Source organism: Desulfofarcimen acetoxidans DSM 771 (genome assembly GCF_000024205.1).
Taxonomy (GTDB): Bacteria; Bacillota; Desulfotomaculia; order Desulfotomaculales; family Desulfofarciminaceae; genus Desulfofarcimen; species Desulfofarcimen acetoxidans.
Genome location: NC_013216.1, coordinates 4,232,386 through 4,259,366, shown reverse-complemented (window position 1 = coordinate 4,259,366; position 26,981 = coordinate 4,232,386). Strand labels below are relative to the sequence as shown.

Here is a 26,981-nt window from a genome sequence, read left to right as displayed (position 1 = left end):
ATAAAAAGCTAATAGATAATCTTAGCTCTGAGAAGATTTAAACCGGCTCTTCCATACATGGTGCGTTTGATCATTTTTAGACGATTGTTATTACCTTCAATAAATCCATTACTGTATTCACTGATAACTGAATTTTTAACAGCTATAAAGTCTTTAAAAATACCATTTGCAAATGACTTCAGGTTCTTGTTATTGCTTTTAACATATTTATCTACAAACTCTTTTAAGAGTGTAACGCTCTTGTTGACATAAATATTTCGAAAGTCTGAAATACAATCTCCCATTTCTTTTAAGAATGGATACCTCTCTAAAATGAAATCAATATCTGCCAATGGAATATTCAAGTTAGACCAAAGGTATTTTAATATTCGATTTCTTTCAATGAAATGGCCTTTGGGTTTGTTCTTATTAAGTTTGACATCAAGAATATTGGTGTTTGTAGGGTGAGCAACATCATTTTTCTCTATAAGTTTTTTGCAATAATCATAAAAGTTAGTGCGTTTTCCGGTATGTCCTCTCTCAAGGATTAATTCATAGATACTTTTGATTTTTGCCTTTAAAGCTAATTGTTCCAAAATGATGTTTTTATATTGATCAAGCTCGGATCTACATAAGGAATTTGACTTCAATTTATTACTGCAGCATAGAATATCGGGATCACCTATTGAAAACTTCCTAATTTGCCTATAAGTTGTGTGCATCATCTCACAAATGGCTTTACTTGAATAACCTTGAGATAAGTAAGATTGAATCTTAATAATCGTTTCTCTTCGATTTTTCTCAGCATCAGTTAACACATTTTTTTTAATTTAGGCTCGTCCATAGCTGGTGAGTCAGCTAAATTAGGAGCTGAATTCGCTATAGGAATCATTATTTTTGCTGGAATTTCTCGTCCCAGTGCGTCTTTGATCGCTTTTAAAAGATTTTGGTGAAGGTGGAATCTGTCGGCAATCTGCATCGCCTGTGGCAGTGCTTCCTCAATGGCTTTTGCATAACTACTGGCTCTATCTCTCGTAGCTGTTTTAATGTGTTGATTTCTCTCTAGCCATTCTTTTAAGGCACTTCCGTCGCGACCATCTAAGAGGGCAATTGGTTTATGGGAAGCACCATCACATATAATGGTCCCGTAGGTATGTCCCTTTTTATAGGCCCAATCATCAACACCTATAAATTCACCGTACTCAGGATCGATGGATTTGGCATTGCGTAACAGGATCTTAATTACAGTATCACCGCTAATATTGATATTCATCTGTTTACAAATACGGGCAGTACCTTCACAACTCGTATTAAGTGCAAGCGTGATGATAAAGTCTTCCAAGCGAGAAGTCATTCTACGATATTTACCGGTAAAACCACTAAGCTCTTCACAAAAAACTTTTTAGTCACAGGATGTATTCTCACAATTATATCGATACGCTGTGGCATTGAGGTAGACGGATTTCCCTAAAATCGGCAAGTCCTGAATTCTACGTTTATAGGTGCTGTGATAGAATTTTGTTGTTTGTCCGCATTTAGGACAAACATGGCTATGGGTTATAGATTTAAGAAAGATAGTAATACCGCTGTTGTTTTCTATAACTTGATTAATTTTAACTTCTTTAGGATAAAAATTGCTAAGTAATAATGCATCTTTATCGTTCAATTTGAGTGCCTCTATGGTGTTATTTAACATTAATAATACCATAAATACACATTTTCACAAAGGTGTTTCACTCAAAATTAAGGAAGAGCCTCTCTCTTTCCAGAACAATGGATATGCACCCTTGCCAACTATACTAGACAAAACAAGGATATATCTGATTATCGGGGGTAGGGTTTATCGGATATTTTCTATTCAAACGACTGTTGGAGCATGGTTGCCATATGATTGAGATAAACAATATAAATGACTATTATAATGCAATAATAATCTGGAGCAGATTGTATATTTTATTAAAACCCTGGAAAAGGCATGGTAGACAGGAAGAAATACTTGTCAATGTAGATGGGTGACGTTCCGAAGAACTTATGTTTTGACTTCCAAGATTGAGAGGGATTTTGATTTTTAACCTAGCATAGAGATGGCCTGATGAGATTTGCTGAGTGGTTTAGGATTACTATGGGTATTGAGGAATTGCTTGAGGAAATTTAAGAGGTTTATTCGGTCATCTAGGATTACCAAAAAAGATTTCGACCCTTAACACATTCATATTTTGGGGTGGATAAAGTTCATAGGATACTCTAAAAATCAATATTGACTCTTTAAAAGAAAAGGTGAATAAAAATGAGCATTAAAGCAGCAAACATAGTTTGGCACAAATATAAAGTAAAAAAAGAAGATCGGTACCGTATAAACGGTCATAAAAGTTGTGTTCTCTGGATTACAGGTTTGTCCGGTTCTGGTAAGTCTACACTAGCAGTGGAAGTAGAAAAGGAACTTTATAAGTGCAAAGTTCATTCATATGTATTAGATGGAGATAATATTAGGCATGGCTTAAATAAGGATCTTGGCTTCAGTGCAGAGGACCGTCAAGAGAACATTCGTCGCATTGGTGAAGTGTCAAAATTATTAGTAGATGCTGGATTATTAGTTATATCAGCCTTTATATCTCCATTCAGAGAAGACCGCCTAAAGGTTAGGGAATTGTTTAAAACGGGGGAATTTATAGAGATTTATGTAAAATGTGGGCTAGAAGTATGTGAGAAAAGGGACCCCAAAGGGTTGTATGAAAAAGCACGACAGGGTATTATTAAAGATTTTACGGGAATTAGTTCACCTTATGAAGTCCCAATCACTCCCGAATTGGTAGTGGATACAGAAGAGTTAAAAATAGAAGAATGCGTAGATCAGGTAATTAATTATCTAATGAATAATGGCTATATAAATTCAAAAGGCCAAAGTACAGTAATAAATATTGGTTAATTTTAGGGAGGTATACATTTGCAATTAGAGCAGATTCTTAAAATAGGTAATTTTGATCTCCATATACATACTACAGCATCAGATGGTGTTTATACTCCTAGTGACATAGTGCAAAAGGCTTATGGGCTGGGCTTGAAAACAATAGCAATTACAGACCACGATACAATGAGTGGTGTTAAAGAAGCGGTAGAAGCCGGAAAAGAACTAGGAATTAAAGTGATTCCAGGAGTAGAACTTAGCGCCAAGCATAAGGGAAAAAGTGTAGATGTGTTGGGTTATAATATATTTGAAAATATGGAGTTAAACGAAATATTGGTCCAGTTAAATGAAGGTAGAGAGGCACGGGCATTACGGATTATTAATAAATTTAAAGAACTGAATATGTCTATAACAATAGAAGATGTACGAGAGTTTTCCGGTGAAGGAAACATAGGGCGCCCTCACATTGCCAAAGCCATTGTTAAGAATGGCTTTGTATCTGATATACAAACAGTGTTTGATAAATATCTGGCTGATGGTAAACCTGCAGCAATAGATAAATTAATTATAAAACCCCAAAAAGCAATAGAATTAATACATAATGCAGGTGGTTTAGCTGTTTTAGCTCATCCCGTTTTAATAGGTGATGATGATTTGGTTCGCGAGCTTTTAGATCTTAACTTTGATGGTATTGAAGTTTGGCACCGTAAGCAGGATAAAGAGGATAACAAACGTTATAAAAAAATTGCCGAAGAGTTTGGTTTGCTAATGACAGGCGGTTCAGATTTTCATAATGATGAACACAGCTTAGGCCAGTTTGGTATTGATTGGTAGAAATTATTGTTATTACAAAACACTTATGGTGAGGGATGATGTTAATGAAAGTAGCCAAAGCAGTCATACCAGCAGCAGGTTTAGGTAATTGTTTTTACCTGCTACAAAAGTGATGCCTAAAGAAAATGCTGCTAATAGTAGGCAATCCTGCGATTCAATCAATGTGACTATTGGTTTTAAAAAGTAATACAATCAACCAATACAAATTAGAGATAAATCATATTATTAGCATCTTAAATAAATATGGAAAGGAGTGTATAGAGTACTATGTATAAAATATCAGTGGCCGGTACGGGCTATGTAGGTCTGGTAGCCGGAGTCTGTTTTGCTGAAGTTGGTCATCATGTCACATGTGTCGATATTGATCAACAAAAAATTAATATGCTTAAACAAGGTATCTCTCCTATCTATGAAACAGGATTGGAGAAAATGATGCAGAAAAATTCCGCCCTAGGTAGGCTCGATTTTACTACAGATTTTATTCAAGCCTACAAAGATGCAGATGCCGTTTTTATTGGTGTAGGTACTCCCGAGCAGCCCGACGGTTCTGCCAATCTATCCTACATAGCTACCGTTGCAAGGCAAATTGCGGAAACTATAGAGAAAGACTGTCTTGTGGTAGTAAAATCAACAGTTCCAGTTGGGACCAATGATAAAGTGGAGCAGTTTATTAAGGATTTTATAATTAATGATGTTAAAGTAGAGGTTGCCAGTAACCCAGAATTTCTAGCTCAGGGTACGGCGGTACGCGATACTCTGGAGGCGGCGAGAATCATCATAGGTACCGATAGTATATGGGCTAAGGAAATGCTTATGAAAATATATGAGCCATTTAATCTACCAATTGTATCGGTAAGTAGGCGTTCGGCGGAGATGATTAAATATGCTTCCAATGACTTTCTGGCATTAAAGATATCTTATATGAATGACATTGCTAATCTATGCGAACTTGTTGGCGCAGATATTCAGGATGTAGCGCGAGGAATGTCATTTGATGAACGTATCGGCAGTAAATTCTTAAGTGCCGGTATCGGTTATGGTGGTAGTTGTTTCCCTAAGGATACTAAGGCACTGGATTATATGGCCAGGCAGAACGGTTATGAGCTACGGACTATTAGATCTGCTATTATGGTAAATAATGATCAGAAGACAATTTTATATAGAAAGGCTTCAAATAGGCTAATTACTTTTGATGGTCTGAAGGTAGCAGTATTGGGATTGACATTTAAGCCCGAGACGGATGATTTAAGGGAGGCTCCTTCTCTTGCAAATGTTCCATTACTATTGGAGCGAGGGGCACGGGTATACGCTTATGATCCTGTCGGCAGCGATAATTTTAGGCAGAAGTATCCAGAGAGTGAGTATAAAATTAAGTACGTAAAGAAACCAGAGGAGGCTCTTTCCGATGCTAATGTAAGTTTTATCTTCACCGAATGGGACGAAATTAAAGCAATTAAGCCGGAGGACTATAAAAATCTGATGCGGACGCCGCTGGTATTTGATGGCCGGAATATTTATGGTATTGAGTCTATGAGAAATGCAGGAGTGGAGTATTATTCTATTGGAAGACAAGCTGTAGTAGAAAATCGAGCTATTAATTTAAGCAATAAGTACAGCACAAATCAACGTTTTTATAGTGCTTAAGAAAGATATAAAAAAAATGAAGAAAAATCTTATCTGGCTTATTTCACAATATTATTAAAAGTATTCAAAAGTATAATGCTGTAGTATTAATAGAGGTTCAGTTTAGGTAAATGTCTGGAAGGTGTGTCATTGTTAGGTTTGATACGATTTTTGCAGGTGTTAATAGATCTGTTGGAGGTTAAATTTATGGCGATACTGGTTACGGGAGGAGTAGGATATATCGGTAGTCACACGTGTGTGGAACTGCTCAATGCCGGTTATGAAGTTGTAGTGATAGATAATTTATCAAACAGCAAGACTGAGTCTTTGAAACGTGTGAACTGGATAACGGGCAAGCATGTCAAGTTTTACGAGGTTGATGTTTTAGATAGTGAAGGGGTTGAGAAGGTTTTTTCCGAGAATAGCATAGAGGCGGTAATACATTTTGCCGGTCTTAAAGCAGTAGGTGAGTCAGTACGAATTCCCCTGCGCTATTATCACAATAATATTACCGGTACTCTTGTGCTTTGCCAGGTTATGCAGAAATACGGTGTGAGGAATTTGGTGTTTAGCTCATCGGCTACAGTATATGGTATACCCGGATGTGTGCCTATCGCTGAGGATTGCTTATTGGGGGCTACCAACCCCTATGGACGTACTAAGCTGATGATAGAGGAACTGCTAAAGGATCTTTATGCATCTGATAAAGCTTGGAGTATTGCACTTCTTCGCTATTTTAATCCCATAGGTGCGCACAAGAGTGGGCTTATCGGTGAGGATCCCAGTGGTATCCCTAACAACCTCATGCCCTACATTACACTGGTTGCGGTAGGTAAGCTAAAGGAACTCAAAGTGTTCGGCAGTGACTATCCTACTTCCGATGGCACAGGAGTAAGGGATTACATTCATGTTGTGGATCTTGCCCATGGACATCTGAAGGCTTTGGAGAAGATTATATCCGGCAGCGGCATTGATGCATATAACTTGGGTACGGGAAAAGGTTATAGTGTACTTGAAATGGTAGCGTCCTTTGAAAATGTCTCGGGCAGGAAGGTGCCGTATTTACTGGTAGAAAGAAGGGCCGGTGATGTAGCTATTTGCTATGCTGATCCGACAAAAGCAAGGATAGAACTTGGCTGGGTTGCCCAAAGGGGTATTGAGGAGATGTGTGCTGATTCTTGGAACTGGCAGTCAAGTAATCCAGATGGATATGGAGATTAGATTGGTTCCGGGACCGTGGTCGCTACAACCCCGGGATTTGCAAGAATTCTTGTACAATACTCTAATTTATTTGTTAACAAAAGGCAGGGGACCTTCACCTGCCTTAACGTTTTTAAACCGGAGAATTTTTAATAAATAATTAATCTAAACTTAATTATTTTGATATTAATACCAGAGACGGGATGCAGGAAAATTTGCTTCAAGGTGGAATTTATATAAATAGACAACATAAATATACAACAATTTTTTAATCTTTTGCAGGATTTTAAGAGTGTATGAAGTAAATAAAACTTTAGATGAAAGTATGACTGTTGTTAGTATAATTTGCTTTATTAAGAGAGGATTTGGTGAATTTAAATGAGTGGTAAGGCAAGATTACTGGTTTTACTGTGTTGTGATTTTCTGTTGGTGATTATGTCTTTGCTCGTTTCACTGTTTATCCGTTTCCCCAGTTGGCCTGAATTAAGCAAGGCTTTAGTTAACTATATTAATTTTGCCCCGGTTTGTGCGCTTGTTATGCTTGTCTTTTTTTATTTTTTTGGCCTTTATCAAAGAGTATGGGCCTATGCCAGCATAGGTGAGTTAGTGACTATAGTAAAAGCGGTTACAACAGGAAAACTTGTTGTCATTGCTTTGACATATTTTATTTTTACCCCGTTACCCAGAAGTGTAGTATTAATGTCCTGGGCTTTTAGTATTATTCTGATTGGCGGTTCCAGGTTGTGCTGGAGAATATATGTACAGAAGAAGAAATTTGCCGTGGCCGGCTGCCCACTGGATAAAAGGAAAACGCTTATAGTTGGTGCCGGTGATGCCGGGGTGCTGGTGGTTCGCGAATTAATGAACCATAACAGTGAGTATTTGCCGGTAGGATTTATTGATGATGATGCAAGTAAGCAGGGTATGGTTATCCTGGGCATACCGGTGTTAGGGAAACGTGAAGAATTGCCGTCGATTATCGAAAAATACAGAATTAAAGAAGTAATTATCGCTATGCCGTCAGTGTCCGGACAAGTTATAAAGGAAACTGTCGAGAAGTGTCACAATTCACAGGTAAAATTAAAGATATTGCCGGGTGTTTACCAGTTAATCAGCGGGCAAGTGACCGTAAATCATATTCGCGATATTCAGGTGGAAGATTTATTGGGCAGAGAGCCTGTTGAGGTAGATTTAAGCGAGATTGCCGGTTATTTAACAGATAGGGTGGTTTTGGTTTCCGGTGCCGGCGGTTCGATTGGTTCAGAGCTATGCAGGCAGGTGGTCAGGTTTAAGCCCAAGCTTCTGGTTGTTTTGGGGCATGGTGAGAACAGCATACATAATATAGTCTTTGAGCTTCGTGAAATGCATGGCAGCGATCTGCCTATTGAGATAGTGATTGCTGATATAAGGGACAGGCAAAAGATTAATTTGATTTTTAAGAAATATAGACCGTCAGTGGTTTTTCATGCTGCTGCGCATAAGCATGTACCTCTGATGGAGCTGCATCCTGATGAGTCAGTGAAGACGAATGTTTTGGGTACAAAGAATTTAGCAGAAGCAGCCGACAGGGTTGGAACAGATGTTTTTATTATGCTTTCAACAGATAAAGCAGTTAATCCTTCCAGTGTTATGGGGGCTACCAAGCGTTTGGCTGAGCTGATATTGCAGCAGATGAACAGTATAAGTGATACTGTTTATGCGGCTGTTCGGTTTGGCAATGTCTTGGGGAGCAATGGCAGTGTAGTGCCTATCTTTAAGCGGCAGATTGCTCAGGGAGGGCCGGTTACTGTTACTCACCCGGAAATGAAGAGGTACTTTATGACTATACCCGAGGCTGTGCAGTTAGTGATTCAGGCTGGGGCTATGGCTCAGGGCGGGGAGATATTTGTGCTGGACATGGGTGAGCCGGTGAAGATTGTGGATTTAGCTAAATGTATTATTGATTTGTCGGGAGTGGATTGTGAAATTAAATTTACCGGGATTAGGCCGGGGGAGAAGCTGTTTGAGGAATTGCTGACGGCAGAAGAGGGTTCTTCTGCTACCCGGCATAGGAGGATATTTGTGGCTAATGCGGGGAGTGTGAATTTGGAGACATTGGAGTTGGAAATTCTTCGTTTGAGGGAGTTGGGATGGGATGTTGTGACTGGGGACGTTTTTAAAGCATTGACGGTTCTCCTTCCAAATATAAAGATATATCGAAAAGATATGGTTGGTTAGTGGATCTGATTTTTAAAATTTAGCAATTTTAATTTCAAATTTTTATCTGTTGACAACTTTAATTCTTAAGTATATTTAGACAGTATTGTTTTAATTCAAAGTATCATTGATCAAGATTTTCCTGAACTAGCTACTCATTTTTTCTCTATTTACATGTTTGTAAAATTGAGCTAAAATAATAGAAATTGTCTAATGATCAAGCCTTGCTAATTTATATTGAGGAAGTATTTTGAAATATATCTATAATGGAGGGATTATTATTCGTAAGCTGTTTAATATTACAATTATAACCTTTATATTTTTTATAATTCCATCAATGTGTATAGCCGATGAGTATAAATTTGATAAAGTTTTCGATAAAAAGGTTAAGCAAATTTGTATTCATCCGGATTTTCAATTAAACAAGATATTATATGTAATAGTAGATAATAAATCAGATGACATAATAGATGACAAATTATATAGAAGCAATGATAATGGTAATACATGGAATGAAATTAACTTAAATATCAATAACACAATTTTAAAAGATAAATGCACTTTATACGATATAGCTTTTTTAAAGGATAAAACTCTTGTTTTGTCTGGTCGCCATAATATTAAGAAACAATATTTTACAGTATCCAGTAAAGATGGAGGTAATCGCTGGGAATATCTTGATGATCAAAAAGCCTTTTATAATTTAAAAGGTGCCGAAAAACGAGTATTTGGCATACATCTTGGTAAGAAAAATTTAATGGCTTCTGATGACGGTGGTAAGTCATGGAACTATTTTATAAAGGGAAAAATACCACAACAGAATGATAGTGTGGCAGTTATTAATGATAAAACTTATTTTGTTATATACGACAACAATGAAAGTATATTATCTACAAATAATGGTGGAGTTGACTGGCGCGATACGGGTATTAAATTATCCTCTTCCTCTTCCTCATCAGAATTTGGTAAAATTATTTCCATAGCGGATGGCAATAATTATACTTTAGTTGCATGCAATCCTATTATTTCAGCCGGCATATATATTTCTCAAGATGGTGGGCTTTCGTGGAACCGGCCTCAATTTGAATGGTTGCCAAAATATTCAAAAAGTAAAATCGTAAGTATTGCGGGAACTACCAAAGGACGTATCTTTGCGGGTACTGCAGCAGATAAATGTGTATTGGTGTCAGAGGATTATGGAGTAACTTGGAGTCCTGTGACTAAAGGTGTTTTGGGTAAGGTAACGGACATTGAGTGTACTGCTGTGGGTGATGGTGTAATTGTTTTTGCCTCAACTCCTAAAGGACTGCTGCGAATGGATTACCAAAAACAGCAAACAGTTAAAGATAGCAAACAGAACAATCAAAAGAATAGCGCAGTACCAGAGGTGCCAAATATTAAATTTATTGTGGGTCAGAAAAATTATAATGTAAACGGCAAAGACATTAGCATGGATACAGCATCATTTATTGATAATGATAGGGTTTATGTGCCTATTCGTTATTTGGGTGAAGCACTGGGTACCGAAATTAAATGGGACGAAAAATCTAAATCGGTTAACCTGACTAATAAAGATTTGTCAGTTGTTTTCACAGTTGGTAAGAAGATGATGAGCATTAACGGAAAAACAAGTAAAATAGACGCTCCTGTTATTATTCGTGATAACAGAACATTTTTGCCTGCCAGATATACTCGAAAAAATTTGAAAAGAGAAAAGCTTTCTTTCCAAATTTTTACTGGGGTCTGGCCCCAGTAAATAAATACCATTCAATCACTCATGCTCACTCATAAGGGTCAGTCCCTAGTAAGATATTACCAGCTGCTTTTCCAAACGGGAGGATCTAACACGATACAATATATTGTTGACCTATCTCGTCCAGGATTATAAGAGTTCTTGTCCTCTATGCAACTAAAATACATACTGTTGTCAGATTTATATTAAGACGTTGCCAATAGAGTATAACTCCTGTATTAATATCTTAAATATAAATGAAAAGGAAGGTTAAAGCACCATGCATAAAATCTCAGTAGCCGGTACAGGCTACGTAGGCCTGGTAGCCGGAGTATGTTTTGCCGAAGTTGGTCACCATGTCACTTGTGTTGATATCGATGAACAAAAAATCAATATGCTTAAGCAAGGCATTTCTCCTATCTATGAAACAGGATTAGAGGAACTAATGCAGAAAAATTATGTTGCTGGTAGGCTTGATTTTACCACAGACTATATCCATGCATACAAAGATGCAGATGCCGTTTTTATAGGTGTAGGTACTCCCGAGCAGCCTGATGGCTCTGCCAACCTTTCCTACATAGCTACCGCCGCCAGGCAAATTGCAGAAACAATAGAGAAGGACTGCCTTGTGGTGGTAAAATCAACAGTTCCTGTTGGTACAAATGATAAAGTGGAGCAATTTATTAAGGATTTTTTAGTTAATAATGTTAAAGTAGAGGTGGCTAGCAATCCTGAATTTCTGGCCCAGGGTACAGCGGTACGTGATACTCTTGAGGCAGCGAGAATCATCATCGGTACCGATAGTAAATGGGCTGAGGAAATGCTAATGAAAATATATGAACCATTTAATCTACCAATTGTATCTGTAAGTAGGCGGTCGGCGGAGATGATCAAATATGCTGCCAATGACTTTTTGGCCTTAAAAATATCCTATATGAATGACATTGCTAACCTCTGCGAGCTTGTAGGTGCAGATATCCAGGACGTAGCACGCGGAATGTCATTTGATGAACGTATTGGTAGTAAATTTTTAAATGCCGGAATCGGTTACGGTGGTAGCTGTTTCCCCAAGGATACCAAGGCACTGGATTATCTGGCCAGGCAAAATGGCTATGAGATAAGGACGGTTAAGGCTGCCATTACGGTAAATAATGATCAGAAAACAGTATTATATAGAAAGGCTTCGAACAGGTTAATTACTTTTGATGGCCTGAAGGTGGCAGTGTTGGGACTAACCTTTAAGCCAGGAACAGATGATTTGCGGGAAGCGCCGTCACTTGAAAATGTTCCGCTGCTGTTGGATCGAGGGGCAATGATATATGCTTATGACCCTGTGGGTAGTGATAATTTTAGGCAGAAGTATCCGGAGAGTGAGTATAAGATTACTTACGTTAAGAGCCCAGAGGAGGCACTTTCCGGTGCTAATGTTTGCTTTATCTTCACCGAATGGGATGAAATTAAAGCAGTTAAGCCGGAAAACTATAAAAATCAAATGCGGACACCGCTGGTATATGACGGCAGAAATATATATGGCATTGAAGATATGAAAGATGCCGGAGTGGAGTATTATTCTATTGGTAGACAAGCTGTTATAGAGAATAAAGCTGTTAGGTTAAGCAATACACACAACACGAACCACCGCCTATATAGTGCTTAAGTTAAGAATTGCTCAAAAAAATTTGAATTTTTACTGGTGCCTATTCCTAGTAAAATAATTCCAATCACTCACTCTCATTCATGAGTGTCAGATCCTTGTTAAATAATGACAGTTCGAGGTGGAATCAGCATGATACAAAATGTTATGGTTAAGTTGCTACTTGTAAATTGCTTGGGTTTAGTGTCAAAAAAAAAGACAAAAAGATTTTAGCCATCATTTATGCTGAAATAGACATAGCTTCTCCTTCCCCATGACAGGGCATTTTTTAAACACGTGCAGTTTTGTTATTGATAGGGGGAGATTTATCCAAGCTCATAAACCGTCTGGGTCTTTCTGATCTGCAGTTAGGGCGTTTAGATAAATCTATTTCGGTTAGTTTCAGAACAAGTTGAAGCGTAGAAGATTTTTCTCTGGTTAAAAGAGGTATATGGGTTAACTGTTTGCAAATCTTTAGTTTGGTCGTCTGATTACGATTGCTTAGCAAGCCGTAGTGTCTGATTTCATAAAGCCACTCGGTGGGATATGAATAAGAAATCTGCGAATAAACTCATTGGCGGAAATCGTCATTGCCTTTTGTTTACTGTCATCCTTGTAGTCCCTCCATTTGAAGGAAACTGTATTCTTTTCAATGCTAACGATACGTTTATTGGATATAGCCATTTCACTTAGGTAAAGTCTTACCCATAGAGGGTCATAAGAATGCATTTATCTCACAAATTGTCACAGACGTTAAAAAGGGCAATGAAGAAACTGCATAACATCCTCTACACCTGGCTCAGTTACAGGTTTATCGAAGTGGTCCTGAAAGAGTTTAACTTTGGTATAGTATTCGGTCTAGGTATGCTTGCTTAACCCTCTAAGTTCTACATCGAATTTTAACTTGGCTAAAACCTTTTCTTTTGTCATAGTTCTAACATCTCCTTTAAAATTTAATTATCTCCATTTTGCTCGAAAAAATTTGAAAAGAGAAAAGTGTTCTTTCCAAATTTTTACTAGGGTCTGTCCCTAGTAAAATAATAGTAAAATAATGCCAATTATTCGTTCTCACTTATGAGGGTTAGGCCCTTGTTAAATATTGACAGTTGATTTCGCAAAGAGGTAGAATCAGTATGATATAAAAACTTATGGTTAAGTTACTACTTATACATTGCTTCGGGTCAGACCACAAGAAAACAACTATTCCTTAGGGTTAGTGTCATAGAAAAAAGACAAAAAGAGTTAACCATCCTTCATGCTGGTTGGCTCTTTTTAGTACGTACGTAATCTTTATTATCGAAAAACCAATGTACTGATCCCGGTCTTTGAAAGGTATTTTAATATTACCGTTAAGACTATTCAAAGAAGTTTCAGGACTTGGTGTTACCGGTCACTTTAATTTAGACTAGAATAATTAGATTAAAATAGACTCAGTCAATCCGTCAGTCAGTCCCGCATATAAAAAAGCCAGTACCCAAGAGGGTAACTGGCAATAATCACTACCTGTTTTGCAAATAATTTCTTCTTACAATATCCGCCCTTGCTTCATCTAATTTTTCTACAAAAACCTTTCTAAACCATGCTGTTCTGTTCCTGGTGGGTGGGTATATTTTAAACTTATCAGATACTTTACAAATTGCTTCAATAATCTCACCCTTACCATAACCTACCTGGCGGGCTAATTTTATTGCCAGCGGCAATAAATCAATAAAACCGGTAGCAATAAAATAAGCTTCCATATCTCCTTCCATATTTGTAGTTATTGGTAAAATATTATTTTCCATAATGCTCGAAAGATTTGAAAAGATAAAATCGTTCTTTCCAAATCTTTACTAGGGTCTGGCCCCAGTAAATATTCGCTCACTCATACTGATAAGGGTCAGACCCAATGTCATCAGGTTATGCTACCAATATCTAACTAACCATATTATGTATTTTTGTTTCACTGGCTTTGTGTAGAATGCGAGTGCTCGAAAAAATTTGAAAAGAGAAAACAGTTCTTTCCAAATTTTTACCGGGGCCTGACCCTAGTAAAATAATTCCAATTATTCACTCTCACTCAAGAGGGTCAGCCCCTTGTTAAATGCTAACAGTTGATTTCGTAAAGAGGTAGAACCAGCATGATACAAAATGTTACGGTTTAGTTTCTTTCTAAGGTCTTAACTGGTGTCTGTCCGAAAGCATCGGGATAAACCGGCATAGAGAAGGGGATGAAAGAGCCACACGTAAATTCACTAGCTATGGACATACCCCAGTAAAATTTTGCAATTTACATACATAGTAGGGGTAAGGATTTTATACATATCGCATCATATGGGAACCAATACCGGGTTTGTCCCCAGTAAACAAATCGAATATGATAACGTTGTATGTTGTCCGGGATTTGAAAGGATTCTTGTACAATACCTTTATTTGTAAGCAAAAGGCAGGCACCCTTAGCCTGCCTTAATGTTTTCAATCAATGTCTTTGTATGGCAAAATCTTCGTTGTTATCATGTTCATTATATTTATAAACGACAAATAACTCTTTTAGCTAACTGGTAATAATGATATAATATTCCTTAAGAACTTAAAAATATTTAAATTTTGTGTTTTTAGGTAGCCTTATTTAATACAATCAAATGAAATTGCGTCCTGGTCCCTAAAAAATATTGAGGAGGGTTTACCATACCTAGAAAACCCCGGGTCTGGTATCCTGGAGCTACCTATCATGTAATGTGTAGAGGTAACCATAGACACAATATTTTTCGTGATGAGGAAGATTACCAATCATATTTACTGATTTTAGCATGGGCTAAAAAGTCCTACCGTTTTCTTCTTCATTCCTACTGCTTGATGAGTAACCATGTTCATCTTCATTTAGAAACCAGCGATATGGATATCAGCAAGATCATGAAACTTATTAACATGCAGTATGCTGTCTCTTTTAATAAAAAGTACAATTTTGTAGGACATCTTTTTCAAGGACGATTTCGGGATGAGTTAATTAAAACTGATAATTATCAACTGGAAATAAGCCGGTATATTCATCTAAACCCGGTTGATGCACATATAGTGGAACACCCTTTGGATTATCCGTGGAGCAGTTATTCTGTTTATATGGGGGTAGAGACAGATCCTCTCGTTACAACGGAGAAAATATTAGCCTATTTTCCGAATTCCGATGCTTCATTGTATAAAAAATATGTAGAAACTCCACGTCAAGATAGAAGAAAGAGCACACTTAATGACCAATGAAATAATGTAGGAAGGGGCATTAATTAATGGCAGTAGTTGTTCGTTCATTTGCCATTGCCGGTGTTGATGGATATTTAGTGGACGTAGAAACCATGACGCTGCACGGGCAACCCGTCACTGCCATCGTGGGCCTGGGCGATGCTGCAGTGAAAGAAGCCCGGCAGAGATTAGAATCAGCTATTACTTGTGCCCAATATGAATTTCCCAAAATGAAAATCGTGATTAACTTGGCCCCAAGCAGCCTTAAAAAAAGTGGATCCCATTTTGATCTAGCTATGGCAATAGGCTTGTTAATTCAATCCGGCCAGCTTACTGTGCCTGAAGTTGAGCAATTCGGTTTTATTGGTGAGCTCTCACTAAATGCCGATTTAAGACCATGTATAGGCATTTTGCCAATGGCAGTTACTGCCCGCAATAAGGGAATTAGAACACTAATCGTATCTAAAGAAAATATTAAAGAAGCTTCAGTTGTTAAAGATATTAATGTTCTTGGCTTTTCCAACCTACAAGAAGTGGTTAATTATTTAAACGGGTCTGCCCCATATGTTGTTCCTGATGAGGTAAAAGGACAGGATTCTGTTCTGGATGAAGTAAATCATTGCGGAGATTTTCAGGATGTTAAGGGGCAGGATACTCTGCTTGAATATGTTGTGGTCGCAGCAGCCGGTGGACACAATATACTGATGATAGGTGCCCCCGGATGTGGAAAATCAATGATTGCTAAGCGTATACCGACAATACTGCCTAGCTTGAGTGATGAAGAGGCAATTGAAATCACCAAGGTATACAGCGTAGCGGGACTACTTAAGGATCGGAACGAACTTATTACACGTCGTCTTTTTCGTGCTCCTCACCATAATGCCTCCCTAAACTCTCTAATCGGTGGCGGTAGTCCCATCATTCCCGGTGAGATTTCTCTGGCTCATAATGGAGTTTTATTCCTGGATGAAATTGCTGAATTCAATAAAAAAACCTTGGATGCCCTTCGCCAGCCTATGGAGGACAAGCAGGTTACAATTTCCCGTGTTAAAAGTGTTTGCACATTTCCCAGTAACTTTATGTTGGTAGCTGCCATGAATCCCTGCCCCTGTGGTTATTATGGACAAGATAAATGTCGGTGCAGTGATTATGAAGTACTGAAATACCGTCAGAAGCTTTCCGGGCCAATTTTAGATCGTATTGATTTGCAAAAATATGTTCAGTCAGTTGATTTCTTGGATTTATCAGGTCAAAGCAATGTAAAGAGCTCAGCACAACTCCGGGAGAGAGTAGAATTTGCTCGGCAAATACAACAAAAACGTTATGTTAACACTCCTGGTGTAAATTGTAATGCACAAATGACGGAGGCACTGGTCAAAGAATTTTGCTTACTGGAGGAGGATGGAAAGAGACTTATGCGCCTGGCCCATGATAAATTTAAGTACAGCGCCAGAACCTTTAATAAATTTCTAAAAGTGGCGAGAACCTTTGCCGATTTGGAGGGTTCAAGGCAGATCCGAAAACAGGATATTGCTGCCGCATTAATGTCCCGAGATTTGGATAAAGACCGTGTGACCATGCTGGCTATCTAGTGATGGTGAAAGAATATTGGATATGGTTGACGCAGTTAAAAGGTATTGGGCCAATTCTGCAAAAGAAGCTGTTAGATAAGTTTGGATCACCGGAAAGTATTTATCTGGCATCTGGAACGGAATTAATGACGATAGCCGGAATAAATAATAAGACCGTTGAGAAAATCCAGGCTTCAAAATCCTTAGAACAGGCCAGGCGAATCCTGGACAGGACAGAGAAACAAAATATCCGTTTATTGACATATCATGATTCCCTCTACCCGGTACAAGTTAAAGATTTTTCAAAAGCACCGGTACTATTCTATTATCGAGGTAACCTTTGGCCAAACAGTACCGGGGTGGGTATCGTCGGTGCCCGGAGATGTACGGATTACGGCAAGCAGGTAACTAAAGAAGCTGCCACTTTTTTAGCAAAGCAAGATATTCCGGTAATTAGCGGTATGGCAAAGGGAATTGACAGTTATGCCCATACGGCTTGTCTCAAAGCAGGTGGTTTTACGATAGCTATTTTAGGTTGTGGGGTGGATGTATGCTACCCTGCAGAGCACCGTGGCTTGATGGATCGAATTGCTGAGGAAGGCGTATTGCTTTCGGAATATCCGCCGCAGACAAGGGTACGAGCCGAGCATTTTCCACAGCGAAATACGTGGATTGCTGCCTGGTCAAATAAGCTGTTGATAGTTGAAGCAGGAGAAAAAAGCGGGGCATTAATAACTGCTCAACTGGCAGAAAAACAGAATCGTCAAGTATTGGCAGTACCCGGTCAGATATATAGTCAGGAAAGTACTGGATGTAACCAACTGATTCATAAAGGTGCTAAAATTTATCTTCATCCTAACCAGTTGCTGTTAGATTCGGGACAAAAGAAGCATGAGCGAAGAATAAACTCTAATGAGGCACACAGGAACAAAAGAGTTAACGAAATACCGCCATTATCACAGATTGAAAAAGAAATCTACGATCACCTTAGCCCGATCCCACAAAGTGTTGAACAATTGGCCGGTATATTAGGGAGTAATCCGTCAGCATTACTAAGAATCCTTTGTGCCATGGAGTTAGAAGGAAAAATAGAGCTGCTTGCTGGTGGAATGGTGAGGAGACATTAATTTTTCAAATAGATCGGACCCAATAATAGAATAGGATAAAGTTGCGGAGGTAATTATCCACTTTTACAACAAAAGGATTTCATAATGCTATGACCATTTACTGGCAGTATGTGATATAATAATTACGAAGGGAGTGATCCCATGACGGAAAGTGGCCAACCTAACCTAAAACATCCACACCATCCCCATGACAAGGGTTATAAGCAGCTTCTCAGCAATAAAAAGATATTTCTGGAATTAATCAAAACCTTTGTGCAAGAGGATTGGGTAAACGAAATAGAAGAAGATGGGTTGCTCCTGGTTGATAAGTCATTCGTGCTGGAAGATTTCAGTGAAAAAGAGGCAGATGTGGTGTATCGGCTCCGGACGAAGGAAAAGGATGTCATATTCTACGTACTGCTGGAGTTACAATCTACTGTAGATTTTCTGATGCCCTTTCGTTTACTGCAGTACATGGTGCAGATATGGAGAGAAACGTACAATAACACACAGAAAGAAGAAAGGGATCGTAAAGACTTTAGGCTGCCGGCTATAGTACCGGCGGTATTGTACAATGGCAAGAACAACTGGACGGCAAAGATGAATTTCAGGGAAATGCTGTCTGACTATCAAATATTCGGTGGGCGGGTACTGGACTTTAATTACATACTGTTTGATGTCAACAGATACAAAGATGAGCAACTGTACGAAATGGCAAACCTGATAGCCAGCGTATTTGTTCTGGATCAGACAATGAACCATAAGGAGTTAATTAGACGCCTGAGGAAATTAATCATGGTATTGAGAAAACTAACTCAGGATGAATTTAGGCAAATTATGATTTGGCTCAAAAATGTCATCAAGCCGAGAATGCCGGTCCATTTGCATAAGGAAGTTGACCGCATTATGGAGGAAGCCAACCAGTTGGAGGTGGAATTTATGATTATGAACCTCGAGGTAACACTAGATGAGATGCAGCAGCAGGCAAAAAAAGAGGGTATAAAAGAGGGTATTAAGGAAGGCATAAAAGAGGGTATTAAGGAAGGAATAAAAGAAGGCGAGTTGAAAAAGGCTTTAGAAACAGCAAGGGCGGCCTTGAAAGAAGGTATATCGGTTGATGTTATATGTAAAATAACTGCACTGGATAAAGAAATTGTACAGAAAATTAAAAACGAGTTGCATTAAGAGTAGTACATTCCTTGGGATTAATAAAATGTTGTTAGTGCTCGGGAAAAATGCCGAAAGCATTCGACATTTTTCATCAGGGTCTGACCGTGCGGGAGCAGCCGTCAAGGCTGAGAATCTAATGGCGTGAAAGTCGCCTATCACCAATTAGCCGATTCAGTTGATTAGCATATCCGGAACGCAGGTAGGTAACAAACTGCGGTGTGCCCGGACGTAAAAGTCACGGCGACCTATGTACTAAAAAAGTATGTAAGGTCGGGACAGTCTGTGTGGCGAGCAAATTTATTCTATTTAATCTCATTGTTGAATGAGCTTTTCATGCTCGAAAAAATTTGAAAAGAGAAAATCGTTCTTTTCAAATTTTCACTCATTAGGGTCAGCCCCTTGTTAAATAGTGACAGTTGATTTACAAAAAGGTAGGCCTATAAAATGTTTATGGCCAAGTTTCTACTTATAAGTTCCAGACCCACGTTAAAGATTACCAGTTGCTTTATCAATAGGTTGAATTGTGAATTCAACACTCGCAATGTTGATAGCCATTACACATTCTCAAATTAATCTTTCGTACAGTATGGTTGGCTTATAAAAATCTCCTCACCGGAAGTGCGCGTGTAATCTAAAGAACTAATATCCCCTAGGAGACCGTTTCAAAAATCAATCTTCCTAACATAATACCTCAAGAGAAAAAAGTTTGCCATAAGCTGTAAACAACAAACCCATACCTTTTCAGTCAGCGTCTGAAACAAATTCAAGTAATGTTTGCCCAATATTTTTACATACCTAATCTCAATAATAAATTTCCGTAATTATTAGAATTAGTAAGAGTATAAAATATATTAACATACTCATAATCATGGGTGTATCATTTCATTAACGAAAAGTTTGAGGAGGATACATCCATGAGCGAATTTGACCAATTTCTCGATATTCAAAGAGAAATAGCAGAGGCTACATTAAAGATCATAGATAAGTACAAAGGTGAAGAAGCACCCAAGAAGCAACGTACGTATAAGCTTAATCTTGTTGAAGATATACTTCGATCTGCCGGGAAGCCACTTCACATTTCGGAAATCATTGAAATTGCTGAAAGACGCTTTAATGTTACTCTTGAACGAGACTCCATCGTTTCAGCACTGGTTAAAAAGGTCAAAGTAGGACAGAAGTTTATTAGAACTGCACCTAACACCTTTTCATTAAAGAAGGGTGACGGGCATGATTAGTGAAGTTAGCAAAATATTGATGTGTTTTTACCAGTGCTTTAGCCGGAGTGCCTCATTCTATTGGTTTGTTATAACCATTGTGGGTTTGATCATTCGTCTCGATCATCACGGGATTTCATCCATAATCCGGTGGCTTGGTCTTAAACCCAATCTTTATGTTTCCTTTTTGAACTTTTTTAGAGCATCATCATGGAAACTGGAGAATATCCAACAGTGCTGGTTAACCATTGTAAAGTCTCGTTGTCCAACAGTAACAATCGAAGATCATTTGTTGTTTGTCGGTGATGGTACTAAAGTATCTAAAGAAGCAAACTATATGCCGGGTGTCAAAAAGCTTCACCAGGAATCTGATAACTCTGGAAAGCCTTCCTATATCACTGGACATCATTTTGGAGTTCTTGGTCTACTGGCTGGCAAAGAAAAAAGAAAGATCTTCTGCATACCGATCATGGCTGAAATTCATGAAGGTGTAGACAAAATAAGGGATTTTCAAGGCAAAGATTCTCCAATATTAGAGGGTAAAGAACAAACAACATTGGTAACTTTGATGGCCTCAGCAGCCGTTCGCATGGCAACTCAGTTAGGCAAAAAATGTCTCATTATACTGGACGGTTATTTTTCAGTTGGCCCTACTTTTCTTATAGCTAAGGAGTTAGTAGACCAAAATGGTAACCGGTTATTGCATTTGATAACACGTGCTAAAAAGAATGTTGTTGCATATGAGGATCCCCCTCCGAAAACAGGCAAGCGGGGTAGACCACGTACCTATGGCAACGCACTTAAACTTATGAAATTATTCAAGTTACGGCATACAGATTTCCAAGAGGCAGAAATCATAATTTATAATCAGCAGAAAACTATTTCCTTTTTATGTATCGACCTTCTTTGGAAACCCATAAAGGAGAAGGTTCGCTTTGTATTGGTTTAAGACGGAGAAAACCAGTTTATCCTTATGTGTTCCGATTTGAACATAGATCCATTAAATGTTATTCGCGCTTACAGTTATCGCTTTAAAATCGAAGTTAGTTTTAAGGTGATGAAGCACCTGATAGGTTCTTTTTGCTACCATTTTTGGACTCTTGCATGGCCGAAACTCGGTAACAAAACTACCAGTGATCTCACAAACTTAAGTTCCCAAAAACAACAGTTAATAGCGAGTAGTATAAATGCAATTGAAGGCTTTGTAAACTTTGGATGCATTGCTACCGGAATTCTACAAATTATTGCCATAAACCATGAACGGTATATTAATCAAAAATATTGTGGGTGGTTAAGAACCGTCTCTTCAGAAGTTCCTTCTGAGGAAACGGTTATGTCTGTTATTCGGGAAGAATTTTTCCATAATTTCTTCAATTTCAGAAATAGTGTGATTTACGGAATAATTATGTCCAAAAGCAGAAAGCCCTTTATGCATCGGCTGGAAGAAGCTTCATAACTTTTTACTGTCAAGAACAGTATGAACGAGCATTAAAATACTTGGTAAGTTATAAAAGGTTGTCTATCTCAGCGTTAGAATATTATCTAGGGGTGAAAAGTCAATGGGAGAAAAAATAAAAATAAGTACTAATTTTGAACCAGAGCTTTTGAAAAGAATAGATGCTTATGCAAATAAGCGATATACAGATAGATCGGCAGCTATTCAGCAATTAGTTGATATTGCTTTAAGAGAGCTTAATAAAGGCGAAGTAATAAAAGCATATAGGGACGGAAGATTAAGTATAAGACAATGTGCTGATATGTTAGGAGTAGATTATTTTGAGATGAATAATATCTTGCAGAATGAAGGTATATCGGTAATTGATGAACACTATAAAATGCCGGAGAAAACATTAGAAAAAATAAATCAGATTACAAAATTCTAGATTGCCCCGGGGAGAAATTGGAAATAACACAAGGCTTTATTTCCAATTTCTCCCCGGAGTCTGGCCATCATAAAAAACTACCAGATAGATGACATTGGTGTCAGACCCATAAAAAATTACCGGCTATTATTCTCCAAAGAGATCAGATCCTACACGATACAATTCTACTCGAGGTCGTACCCCAACATAGAAAAGCAGTGTAACTTAAAATAAAATCTATGTATTTATAGTTTTACCCTTGCTGATAATCTCATCATAGAGGAACTGCCCGATGTTTGCTTTTCTACATTCATCCACAGAATAAGGCCTTGGTGAAATATTAAGGTCTATTTCTTCGCTTATTTCTTTTAACATAACGGCCTCTTCAATATAATCTATACCTAAATCAGGAGAGATAATAGCGATATCAATATCACTGTCAGTATTAGCCTGCCCATTGGCATAGGATCCGAATAAGATAGCCTTTTCAATACGTATATTTCTAGCTTTTATTGCCTTTACATAGTCCTTTATGATTATTTCAATTTGCTCAATTTGCTTCTTAGCCATTCAACAGCCTCCTTTGAACTGGCCAATGGGTTTTTGGTAGATGCCGCGTTACATTTAGCCTCAAGTTCTGATCGCTTATCAGGATATCTTGTTTCGATATAATAAACTGATAGACGACGGAATAAGTCACGCATATCTTTGGGGCATTCCTCCAAAACTCCTGTAATTCCAGCTAAGGCGATTAAGTCATGTTTTTTGGGTGGGGTTTCACCAGTCATTTCAAAACAAAGCGCTTTTATGGATTTTTCTAACGCTTGTTGACACATGAACATAGCCCAGAGGTATTGCTGGCCTTGGTAGCAGTGTTCAGCTGCCTCTAAGTCATCGTCGGCAATGCTAATCCAAACGGATGATTGAGTTCTCATTCTAAAATAACCCTACTGTAGTAAGACCACGTAATATATTATTAATATTATAACAATTTTGCCAGTTAGCTAAAAGGTATAATTGAATCCAATCCCAAAATTTTTCATTCCAATTGGATTCGCTCAGTTCGGAGGTTACCAAAATAGTCTTTGCGCGGGTCGATTTCAGTGCTCGAATTCCTCCCTGGGGTCCTCATAAGGGTCAGACCCACGTCAGAGATTACCAGTCGCTATAGATAGATTAATATTAAGACGTTCCTAATAGAGTATAACTCTGGGATTAACATCTTAAATATATATGAGAAGGAAGGTATTCAGTACTATGCATAAAATCTCAGTAGCCGGTACAGGTTACGTAGGTCTGGTAGCCGGAGTATGTTTTGCCGAAGTTGGTCACAATGTTACTTGTGTTGATATCGATGAACAAAAAGTCAATATGCTTAAGCAAGGCATTTCTCCTATCTATGAAACAGGATTAGAGGAACTAATGCAGAAAAAATTATGTTGCTGGTAGGCTTGATTTTACCACAGACTATATTCAGGCATACAAAGATGCAGACGCCGTTTTTATAGGTGTAGGTACTCCCGAGCAGCCCGATGGCTCCGCCAATCTTTCCTATATAGCTACCGTCGCCAGGCAAATTGCAGAAACCATAGAGAAGGACTGCCTTGTGGTGGTAAAATCAACAGTTCCTGTTGGCACAAATGATAAAGTAGAGCAATTTATTAAGGATTTTTTAGTTAATAGTGTTAAAGTAGAGGTGGCTAGTAATCCTGAATTTCTTGCCCAGGGTACAGCGGTACGTGATACTCTGGAGGCGGCAAGAATTATCATCGGTACGATAGTAAATGGGCTGAGGAAATGCTCATGAAAATATATGAGCCATTTAATCTACCAGTTGTATCAGTAAGTAGACGGTCGGCGGAGATGATCAAATATGCTGCCAATGACTTTTTGGCCTTAAAAATATCCTATATGAATGACATTGCTAACCTCTGCGAGCTTGTAGGCGCAGATATCCAGGACGTAGCACGGGGAATGTCATTTGATGAACGTATTGGCAGTAAATTTTTAAATGCCGGAATCGGTTACGGCGGTAGCTGCTTCCCCAAGGATACTAAGGCACTGGATTATCTAGCTAGGCAAAATGGCTATCAGCTAAGGACGGTTAAGGCTGCCATCACGGTAAATAATGACCTGAAAACAGTATTATACAGAAAGGCTTCGAACAGGCTAATTACTTTTGATGGTCTTAAGGTGGCAGTGTTGGGACTAACCTTTAAGCCGGGAACAGATGATTTGCGGGAAGCACCGTCACTTGAAAATGTTCCGCTGCTGTTGGATCGAGGGGCAATGATATATGCTTATGACCCCGTGGGTAGTGATAATTTTAGGCAGAAGTATCCGGAGAGTGAGCATAAGATTACTTACGTTAAGAGCCCAGAGGAGGCACTTTCCGGTGCTAATGTTTGCTTTATCTTCACCGAATGGGACGAAATTAAAGCAGTTAAGCCGGAAGACTATAAAAAGCAAATGAGGACACCGCTGGTATATGACGGTAGAAATATATATGACATTGAAGATATGAAAGATGCCGGAGTGGAGTATTATTCTATTGGTAGACAAGCTGTTGTAGAGAATAAAGCTATCAGGTTAAGCAATACACACAACACGAACCACCGCCTTAAACCGGCATAGAGTAGTGCTCCAGGGAGGAATTGCAAATAACAAAAAGCGTTATTTGCAATTCCCCCCTGGAGTCTGACCCTCGTAAAAATCTACCATAAATGACTTGCATTTACTAAGGTCAGACCCCAGTAAGATTTTGCAATTTATATACATAGGTCTGATCCACTCCCACTCCAGTTAACAAATCGAGTATGATAACGTTGTATGTTGTCCGGGATTTGAAGGAAATTTGTCCAATACCTTTATTTGTCAACAAAAGGCAGGCACCCTTAGCCTGCCTCAATGTTTTAAATCAATACTTGCATTCCCTAGGATCTGGCCCCAGCAAATAAATACCAATTATTCTCACCCCAAGATTCAGATGCAACACGATATAATTTGATAATTCGATAAAGGCCAATCATTGGAAAGGTGGTTGGTCTTTCATAATGTTTTTTATCGGAACTAAGGTATTCGACGGCACTGTAGTTAGTTTGGATGAAAATCTTCGAGGTGACCGGAACAGGAAGCATATCTTAATGCCTGGCAGCATGGTGAATAAAGGTCAGTAGTTAGATGACAACATACTGATAAAAAGCAACACATAAGATGTCTTAAACTCGTCTCTCAAAACCTCCCAGGAAATAACTTGGAGGGTTCTGTAATTGGTACAATATTATTGGTGTCCATTTATAAGAAAGTTTTGGAGTTACTAAAAAAGTTGTATTGCTTTGGGATATAATTAAGCTAGCAAAGAGTGGTAAAAATAGGGTGATAATTGACAGTATATATTTCCCGTGAGATAATTTAAAAAAGAAGGTGAGTAAAATGGCAACAGTTAAAATTGTTTATGGTGTTAAAGATATAAAGAAAAAAATTAGCAAGTATCTATCTCCATTGGAAAAGATAAAGATGAAAAAAGAAAAAGCGGCTTTGAAAGAATTAACTGGTTTATGGGAAGACAAAGACACGTCATTTTTCGATAAAAGGTAATAAAATAAATGAATAGTGTTCTTATTGATACAAATATTTTAATTGATGTGCTCAGAAGTCATCGAAAATCGCGGCCAAAAAATAAAATGTATGAATTTAATTCAAAAATGGCTGTATCGTTAATTGATAAACTAATTGATGAAAGAGTTAATAGATACATTTCTTGCCATAGTATAAAAGAATTACTCCAGTATCCATACATATCTTTACAAGAGGAAAATAGAATTCAATTGCTTTTGCCAACACTTTTTCGAGTTTTACCTACGAACCAAAAAGTGGCTAGAACTGCTGGTTTACTCTCTCGTCAATCAGCAGAATACCGAGATTACCATATTGAAGATTGTTATATTGCGGCTACTGCAATTGTAAATGATCTTCCCTTATATACAAGGAACCCTGACGATTTTAAATTTGTACCACATCCTGCTTTGGAAATTGTTGTACCGTATCAGTATAGCGTACAAGCATCTTTCTGATTTTGGACTCTACCCTCATAGAAAAGCCAGGTCGGTCTATTTTCCCGGACCTGGCTTTTCTTTTCCCTAGGGTCTGACCCCCGGAAAAAGCTGTAAAAAACCACTATTGCTTAGGGTTATGCCATATAAAAAGACAAAAAGAGTTAATCATCCTTCGTGCTGGTTGGCTCTTTTTAGTACATAATGCTTTTTATCGGTTAGCGTAAAATAATCCTCATCTTGAAATAGGCTGGAGATTTAAGTATTCTTGTTGCCATATAGATCATCCTTATAGCCTATTGATCCTTTACCTGGTCCTTTAATTAAGCCGATGTATGTAATGCTGTGAGTGAATGCCGGCCCATTTGTAATTCGAACAATTTGGCTTTATTAGCAAACCCGTACTACTTTAACAGTAATACGGGTTACTTTTAGTGCTCGAAAAAATTTTAAAAGAGACAAGCGTTCTTTTTATAATTCTACATGGGTCCGGCCCCAGTAATTGGTCAATAAAAGTAATCTATCTTGCTGGTGAGGATCTGAGCCATTACTAATTACAATGGTCCATAAATTGACAAGATGTAGTTTTTAAGATAGTATTTTTTTATAATAGTTTATTTCAGTATATACTGTAAATCGGAAGAAAGAGTTTTCCTTCCACATGCGTTTTGATTTTATTCTGATGATG

Annotated in this window: 25 protein-coding genes and 2 pseudogenes; 20 read left to right on the top strand and 7 right to left on the bottom strand. The window is 38.1% G+C overall.

All coding sequences use genetic code 11. The features are described 5' to 3' along the window. Positions 1 to 8 precede the first annotated feature (8 nt). From DTOX_RS19730 to DTOX_RS25510, 3 genes are read right to left on the bottom strand one after another with little or no spacing between them, the layout of a single operon-like run. Positions 9 to 797 (bottom strand): transposase, encoded by a 789-nt coding sequence (locus DTOX_RS19730; protein WP_052292979.1) that lies wholly within the window; start codon positions 795 to 797, stop codon positions 9 to 11. Further along, entirely contained in the window at positions 791 to 1,321 is a 531-nt protein-coding gene (locus DTOX_RS22730; protein ID WP_157863025.1) for a transposase, read from the bottom strand. Before DTOX_RS22730 ends, DTOX_RS19730 begins: the two co-directional genes overlap by 7 nt. 60 nt (positions 1,322 to 1,381) lie before the next feature. Then, a complete protein-coding gene (locus DTOX_RS25510) occupies positions 1,382 to 1,675 on the bottom strand; it encodes a transposase family protein (RefSeq protein WP_422698416.1) in 294 nt (97 codons plus the stop codon). 591 nt (positions 1,676 to 2,266) lie between these two features. On the opposite strand from DTOX_RS25510, the gene cysC reads away from it, so the two are divergent. From cysC to DTOX_RS19690, 7 genes are all read left to right on the top strand, one after another. Beyond that, positions 2,267 to 2,905, top strand: a complete 639-nt coding sequence (gene cysC / locus DTOX_RS19720; RefSeq protein ID WP_015759430.1) for an adenylyl-sulfate kinase — start codon at positions 2,267 to 2,269, stop codon at positions 2,903 to 2,905. Positions 2,906 to 2,923: 18 nt separating this feature from the next. Continuing rightward, complete coding sequence (locus DTOX_RS19715) at positions 2,924 to 3,718, top strand: PHP domain-containing protein (protein ID WP_015759429.1); 795 nt, start codon at positions 2,924 to 2,926, stop codon at positions 3,716 to 3,718. Positions 3,719 to 3,985: 267 nt separating this feature from the next. Further along, on the top strand, positions 3,986 to 5,362 hold the full coding sequence (locus DTOX_RS19710) for a UDP-glucose dehydrogenase family protein (protein ID WP_015759428.1): 1,377 nt from the start codon (positions 3,986 to 3,988) through the stop codon (positions 5,360 to 5,362). Positions 5,363 to 5,548: 186 nt separating this feature from the next. Continuing rightward, the gene (gene galE, locus DTOX_RS19705; protein ID WP_015759427.1) at positions 5,549 to 6,562 is read left to right on the top strand and encodes a UDP-glucose 4-epimerase GalE; all 1,014 of its coding nucleotides are present in this window, start codon (positions 5,549 to 5,551) and stop codon (positions 6,560 to 6,562) included. Between the two features lie 357 nt (positions 6,563 to 6,919). Next, on the top strand, positions 6,920 to 8,758 hold the full coding sequence (locus DTOX_RS19700; protein ID WP_015759425.1) for a polysaccharide biosynthesis protein: 1,839 nt from the start codon (positions 6,920 to 6,922) through the stop codon (positions 8,756 to 8,758). 229 nt (positions 8,759 to 8,987) lie between these two features. Beyond that, positions 8,988 to 10,493 carry a stalk domain-containing protein gene (locus DTOX_RS21775; RefSeq protein WP_015759424.1) on the top strand — a complete coding sequence of 502 codons (1,506 nt, stop codon included), beginning with the start codon at positions 8,988 to 8,990 and terminating at the stop codon, positions 10,491 to 10,493. 256 nt (positions 10,494 to 10,749) lie between these two features. Beyond that, on the top strand, positions 10,750 to 12,126 hold the full coding sequence (locus DTOX_RS19690; RefSeq protein WP_015759423.1) for a UDP-glucose dehydrogenase family protein: 1,377 nt from the start codon (positions 10,750 to 10,752) through the stop codon (positions 12,124 to 12,126). Between the two features lie 265 nt (positions 12,127 to 12,391). On the opposite strand, the pseudogene DTOX_RS22585 reads toward DTOX_RS19690, so the two are convergent. Beyond that, positions 12,392 to 12,798 (bottom strand): annotated as a pseudogene (locus DTOX_RS22585) (transposase); the annotation flags it as partial. A 27-nt stretch (positions 12,799 to 12,825) separates the two neighbouring features. Between DTOX_RS22585 and DTOX_RS25505 the strand changes: the two are divergent. Beyond that, complete coding sequence (locus DTOX_RS25505; protein ID WP_015759422.1) at positions 12,826 to 12,978, top strand: hypothetical protein; 153 nt, start codon at positions 12,826 to 12,828, stop codon at positions 12,976 to 12,978. A 623-nt stretch (positions 12,979 to 13,601) separates the two neighbouring features. Here DTOX_RS25505 and DTOX_RS19685 read toward each other — a convergent pair. Beyond that, positions 13,602 to 13,841, bottom strand: a complete 240-nt coding sequence (locus tag DTOX_RS19685; RefSeq protein ID WP_157863024.1) for a hypothetical protein — start codon at positions 13,839 to 13,841, stop codon at positions 13,602 to 13,604. Between the two features lie 928 nt (positions 13,842 to 14,769). Here DTOX_RS19685 and DTOX_RS19680 point away from each other — a divergent pair. From DTOX_RS19680 to DTOX_RS19650, 8 genes are all read left to right on the top strand, one after another. Further along, positions 14,770 to 15,339, top strand: a complete 570-nt coding sequence (locus DTOX_RS19680) for a transposase (RefSeq protein WP_042316293.1) — start codon at positions 14,770 to 14,772, stop codon at positions 15,337 to 15,339. Positions 15,340 to 15,365: 26 nt separating this feature from the next. Then, complete coding sequence (locus tag DTOX_RS19675) at positions 15,366 to 16,910, top strand: YifB family Mg chelatase-like AAA ATPase (RefSeq protein WP_015759420.1); 1,545 nt, start codon at positions 15,366 to 15,368, stop codon at positions 16,908 to 16,910. A 2-nt stretch (positions 16,911 to 16,912) separates the two neighbouring features. After that, the gene (gene dprA, locus DTOX_RS19670; RefSeq protein WP_042316292.1) at positions 16,913 to 18,016 is read left to right on the top strand and encodes a DNA-processing protein DprA; all 1,104 of its coding nucleotides are present in this window, start codon (positions 16,913 to 16,915) and stop codon (positions 18,014 to 18,016) included. Positions 18,017 to 18,157: 141 nt separating this feature from the next. Further along, on the top strand, positions 18,158 to 19,180 hold the full coding sequence (locus DTOX_RS19665; protein ID WP_015759418.1) for an Rpn family recombination-promoting nuclease/putative transposase: 1,023 nt from the start codon (positions 18,158 to 18,160) through the stop codon (positions 19,178 to 19,180). 899 nt (positions 19,181 to 20,079) lie between these two features. Beyond that, on the top strand, positions 20,080 to 20,400 hold the full coding sequence (locus tag DTOX_RS19660; RefSeq protein WP_015759417.1) for an HTH domain-containing protein: 321 nt from the start codon (positions 20,080 to 20,082) through the stop codon (positions 20,398 to 20,400). Continuing rightward, entirely contained in the window at positions 20,393 to 21,328 is a 936-nt protein-coding gene (locus DTOX_RS19655; RefSeq protein WP_015759416.1) for a transposase, read from the top strand. The genes DTOX_RS19660 and DTOX_RS19655 overlap by 8 nt, the downstream gene beginning before the upstream one ends. A 36-nt stretch (positions 21,329 to 21,364) precedes the next feature. Continuing rightward, on the top strand, positions 21,365 to 21,835 hold the full coding sequence (locus DTOX_RS21770) for a hypothetical protein (protein WP_157863023.1): 471 nt from the start codon (positions 21,365 to 21,367) through the stop codon (positions 21,833 to 21,835). A gap of 103 nt (positions 21,836 to 21,938) precedes the next feature. Continuing rightward, positions 21,939 to 22,262 carry a UPF0175 family protein gene (locus DTOX_RS19650; protein WP_015759414.1) on the top strand — a complete coding sequence of 108 codons (324 nt, stop codon included), beginning with the start codon at positions 21,939 to 21,941 and terminating at the stop codon, positions 22,260 to 22,262. A 216-nt stretch (positions 22,263 to 22,478) separates the two neighbouring features. Here the strand turns inward: DTOX_RS19650 and DTOX_RS19645 are convergent, their stop codons facing one another. Further along, positions 22,479 to 22,811, bottom strand: coding sequence for a nucleotidyltransferase domain-containing protein (locus DTOX_RS19645; RefSeq protein ID WP_015759413.1), 333 nt, complete (start codon positions 22,809 to 22,811; stop codon positions 22,479 to 22,481). After that, positions 22,778 to 23,176 carry a HEPN domain-containing protein gene (locus DTOX_RS22575; RefSeq protein WP_015759412.1) on the bottom strand — a complete coding sequence of 133 codons (399 nt, stop codon included), beginning with the start codon at positions 23,174 to 23,176 and terminating at the stop codon, positions 22,778 to 22,780. The genes DTOX_RS19645 and DTOX_RS22575 overlap by 34 nt, the downstream gene beginning before the upstream one ends. Positions 23,177 to 23,498: 322 nt before the next feature. On the opposite strand from DTOX_RS22575, the pseudogene DTOX_RS19640 reads away from it, so the two are divergent. The 4 genes and pseudogenes from DTOX_RS19640 to DTOX_RS19635 all read left to right on the top strand — a co-directional run bounded on the left by DTOX_RS19640 (position 23,499) and on the right by DTOX_RS19635 (position 26,314). Next, positions 23,499 to 24,875, top strand: a pseudogene (locus tag DTOX_RS19640) (UDP-glucose dehydrogenase family protein). Positions 24,876 to 25,294: 419 nt separating this feature from the next. Further along, complete coding sequence (locus tag DTOX_RS25035; RefSeq protein ID WP_015759390.1) at positions 25,295 to 25,417, top strand: hypothetical protein; 123 nt, start codon at positions 25,295 to 25,297, stop codon at positions 25,415 to 25,417. A gap of 256 nt (positions 25,418 to 25,673) precedes the next feature. Continuing rightward, positions 25,674 to 25,838 carry a hypothetical protein gene (locus tag DTOX_RS23705; protein WP_015759389.1) on the top strand — a complete coding sequence of 55 codons (165 nt, stop codon included), beginning with the start codon at positions 25,674 to 25,676 and terminating at the stop codon, positions 25,836 to 25,838. An 8-nt stretch (positions 25,839 to 25,846) separates the two neighbouring features. Next, a complete protein-coding gene (locus DTOX_RS19635) occupies positions 25,847 to 26,314 on the top strand; it encodes a PIN domain-containing protein (protein ID WP_015759411.1) in 468 nt (155 codons plus the stop codon). The last annotated feature ends 667 nt before the right edge of the window (positions 26,315 to 26,981 follow it).